1 protein-coding gene is annotated in these 420 nt (G+C 31.7%); it reads right to left on the reverse strand.

What is annotated here, in order from left to right; all coding sequences use genetic code 11:
• The coding region (locus ACF91D_RS32145; protein WP_392438763.1) for an IucA/IucC family protein at positions 1–420 on the reverse strand (420 nt) is incomplete at both ends.

Here is a 420-nt window from a genome sequence, read left to right on the forward strand (position 1 = left end):
TGATAAAGTAGCTTTGGACTCAACAGTAAATGGTGTAGGTAGTAAGATTTTCTTGACTATCCATTCTTCAAATTGTTCGCCGATAGTATGATCATACTGCCAAGGATGTATCAACATCACTCTGTAATCGTTAAGATTTAATCGAAGTGGCTCGAGGTAGCATTTTAAACGATCTCGATATTCAGGAATAACTTGATTTAGAATAAAATCTTGATCATCATTTATTGCTGTTGTTACTACATGATTTTTTTCAATAAGAATAATATTTAATAGAATAACTTTTTCAAATTCTGGTGCATAAAGTTTCAATTCATTAGTACTGAGAGGCAATTTAGTTTTTGTTAAAGGATGTGTTGGATGCCCTTCTATCACAAGACTTTCCGAGTAACTTAAATCATCTGTAATACCACTATCTTGTAA

The sequence above is a fragment of the Staphylococcus sp. 231237_7MaSpsaltlick genome, assembly GCF_043107035.1.